Source organism: Rubrivirga litoralis (assembly GCF_031846415.1).
GTDB classification, from domain to species: Bacteria; Bacteroidota; Rhodothermia; order Rhodothermales; family Rubricoccaceae; genus Rubrivirga; species Rubrivirga litoralis.
This window is the reverse complement of record NZ_JAVRHT010000073.1, coordinates 1-3,245: the sequence shown is the minus strand read 5'-3', so window position 1 is coordinate 3,245 and position 3,245 is coordinate 1. Positions and strand designations below refer to the sequence as shown.

Annotated in this window: 3 protein-coding genes and 1 pseudogene; 1 reads left to right on the top strand and 3 read right to left on the bottom strand. The window is 68.4% G+C overall.

Annotated features, from left to right (window positions below; all coding sequences use genetic code 11):
* From RM540_RS16105 to RM540_RS16095, 3 genes and pseudogenes are all read right to left on the bottom strand, one after another.
* A pseudogene (locus tag RM540_RS16105) lies at positions 1–426 on the bottom strand (DNA-binding protein); the annotation flags it as partial.
* Positions 427–493: 67 nt separating this feature from the next.
* On the bottom strand, positions 494–823 hold the full coding sequence (locus tag RM540_RS16100) for a hypothetical protein (RefSeq protein WP_311666016.1): 330 nt from the start codon (positions 821–823) through the stop codon (positions 494–496).
* A 108-nt stretch (positions 824–931) separates the two neighbouring features.
* Entirely contained in the window at positions 932–1,570 is a 639-nt protein-coding gene (locus RM540_RS16095; protein ID WP_311666014.1) for a hypothetical protein, read from the bottom strand.
* A 557-nt stretch (positions 1,571–2,127) separates the two neighbouring features.
* Here RM540_RS16095 and RM540_RS16090 point away from each other — a divergent pair.
* Positions 2,128–3,213 carry a hypothetical protein gene (locus RM540_RS16090; protein WP_311666012.1) on the top strand — a complete coding sequence of 362 codons (1,086 nt, stop codon included), beginning with the start codon at positions 2,128–2,130 and terminating at the stop codon, positions 3,211–3,213.
* Positions 3,214–3,245: the final 32 nt, after the last annotated feature.

The following is a 3,245-nucleotide window of genomic DNA, read 5'->3' as shown; positions in this document are numbered from 1 at the left end:
TAAAGCGGTCAAAATTGACTCGGCGACAGACTCAGGTGGATCATCCGGCGTGGCGCTCCCGACGAACGGAAGTGGCTCCATCCCCTTGCTTTCCCGATAATCACGAAGCCAGTCTTGACGCCGGATCAAACCGTAGACAGTGTCTATCAGATCGGCGCTAGGCCTTCTGACAGACCTCTCGTCCATCGTCCTGTAGTCAGGAATGGGAATAGAGTCTTCCGGCGGCTCTGGTAGGAAGAAATAGCCTAGGGGAGTTCTGGTCTTGGATGAAACGGCCTCTAGTTGCCGGAACGTAGGGTTGAGGTCCCCTTCTTCCCACCTCGGGTAGTTTTTGAGCGCACCTTGGAAGTCATCTAGATCCAAGCCTGCACGCATCCTGGCCCAACGCAGGACGCTCGTGCTGATATCTGGACGAAATGTGGCCATCAGTGCCAATTTAGGTCATTCAAGCCAGATAAGGTGATCAAGGCCTGTGCCACCGTCACTTCACCCTTCAAACGTGGGAAGCTGCATAAGCAGCCGGACGATCCGGTCCGCCAGTCCGAGGCGGCGCGCCTCCCCCGCCCGCAGCCGCCACAGCTTTAGCCGCGCGTTCTACGTCCTCCCCGGCTCGCTTGACCCGCCGCGCGATGTCCACCCCGCCCCACGCCACGCGGACGCCGACCGTCGTGTCCGCCCGCGGCACCCACGGTGCCCGGTCCACGACCCGTTCGACCGTCGTGACGCGCTCCTGGCGGGCGTCGTCGTAGCGGTAGCGGACGCAGACGAGCCGCTCGGCGTACCGGCGCGTGCCCCGCTCGGGCGGGGCAGAGGGCCTGACCAACTCGGAGAGGTACGGAGTCCACGCCCGAGCGGCCGAACGCCGCGTCCCAGAGCGCCCCGCCCCGCCCGACGCGCAGCGCCCCCACCCCGCCCGAGCGGGGCGGGGTGGCTAGAGGTCGCCGTCGACGAACACGGTTAGGGCGTGGCCGGTCGGGGCGGCGGCCTCGACCCACGCCAGCACCTGCACCACGTCCTCGGGCTCGTCGACGTCCCCCGTCCAGTCCTCGGCCGCGTCCCCGTCCTCGGCGGCCGTCTCCAGGACGAGGCGGGCGGCCCGGGCCTCCGGCGCGAGCGCCGCCAGCCGGTCGGGACCGGCGTAGCCGACGCCCGGGAGCGGGAACGAGGCCGGCGGGCCGAGCGGGAGCCGGTCGGCCCGCTCCCCGCTCAGCTCCTCCAGGAACGCCGTGACGAGCGCGTACGGCGTCGGCCGGAACGCGGCGGTGACGGCGTAGAGGTCCACGAACGGGTAGCCGATCTCGGGCGGGGTGGGCGCCCCGACGCGGAGGGCGCGGGCGACGAGCCACCGGCCGAAGGCGTAGGCCGCGCCGTCGGCGTCCACCGCCCCGCCCTCGACGAGCGCGACGGCCGCGGCGACGACGGCGCCGTCGGGGAGCCGCGGCGCCATCTCGGCGAGGAAGCCCGGGGCCTCGCGCCGCACGGCGTCCACGAGCCCGGCGTCGCCCGACGCGGGGGCGGCCGCGAGCGCGGCGGGGTCGAGACGGAGCGCGGCGGCGCGGTACTCGGACACGGGCGGGGCGGCTACCCGAGCACGTCGGCCGCTCGCCGGAGCCGGCGGACCGTCGCCTCGCGCCCGACGACGACGACCGTCTCGAGGCTTTCTTGTACCAGATCTTTGAGTTCGCGCGCCATCCTCCGCCCCGCCCGAGCGGGCTCTGCGATGTCCCCTCTCCCGCTGGGAGAGAGACAGGGTGAGGGGCGGCGCGGTCAGTGGGCGGGGCGGCTCAGGTGGCGCATCCACTGTGAGATCCGTTGTTATCATCTGCGCCTTCTTGACGCCCCTACGGCTCTCTCGTGTCCGCTCCCGCACGCAGCTTCGTCACCGTCTTCCTCTGCCTCGTCTCCTTTTGTGCGCCCGCAGACGCACAGCAACCCTGCCTAGTAGGGTCGGGATCCAAGAACGCCCCTCAATGGGACGACGTCTCGCAGGACGTCACTCGTAGGAGTCCGGCTCCCCGTCCTGGCGGTGGGTGCCGGACCCTGGACCTCTACGAAGGGTGGGACGGAACACGTTCGGCTTGGGCCGCTTTCTCCCGCCGGGTTCCCACGGGCGGAGACGACGAATCGGTGGGGGCAACCATCCAGCAGTGGGATAGGCAGGGCTGGACAAACAGCGCTCGCGAGTCGTACCGCTACGACGGCGGCGGCCGCACGACGGAGTACCTGTTCCAGACGTGGTTCAACGCTTCCTGGACGGACGACTACCGCTTCCTCTACGGCTACGACGCCGCCGGGAATGCTACGTCGCGCGTCCGGCAAGGCTGGTACTACGGGACGGTGTGGGAGAACACCAGCCGCGAGCTCCGCAGCTACGACGAGGAGGGAAACCGGGTGGAACACCTGGTCCAGTACTGGAACCGGAACGAATCCGCGTGGGTGAGCGCAACCCGAACGGTGTACCGCCACAACGCGGGAACGGTCGCTGAAGTGGATTTGCAGGAGTGGAGCGGCTCCGAATGGACGACGAGGAACCGAGACATCTACGCTTACGAGGGAGGCGCGCTGACAGAAACCGTCCGCCAAGTCCGGGGGAACGGAGGGGACTTAGAGGACGAGTCCCGGGACCTCTACCACTACGACGACGCGGAGAACCTGATCGAGCGCGTCCACCAAAGGGAGAGCTGGGATGCGTGGTCGGACGAGTCCCGCGACCTCTACCACTACGACGAGGCTGGAAACCTGACGGAGCACCTCTTCCAGTATTTGGACTCCGACCTGCTGACAGGTGCTAGCGAGTGGGGCGCCGTCAGATCCCAAGAGGTCTATAGCTACGACGCCAACGGGGACTTGGTGGAGCACGTGTCCTTGCAGCGGAACAGCGGGGTGCTGACCAACACCAATCGACGACGCTACGAGTACGGCTTGGCCACAGCAGCCGTCCCACCCCCCGCTCCTGCCACCCTCGCCCTCGCCGTCCAGAACCCCCTGCTCGTGGACAGCCGCGTCCGGTACACGACAAGTGTCTACGCTCCAGTCCGCCTGGCACTCTACGACCTTCTCGGGCGAGAGGCAGTTCTGCTCGCGGAGGGGGCTCGGCTCCCGGGGTCTCACGAGGCCATGCTCCGCGTGGACGGACTTGCAGCCGGGACTTACGTTCTCCGCCTCCAGGCCGGGAGCGAAGTGCAGGCGAGGACGCTCACCGTCGTCCGCTGAGACGGATCTCACGTGGTGACACCTAGTCACTG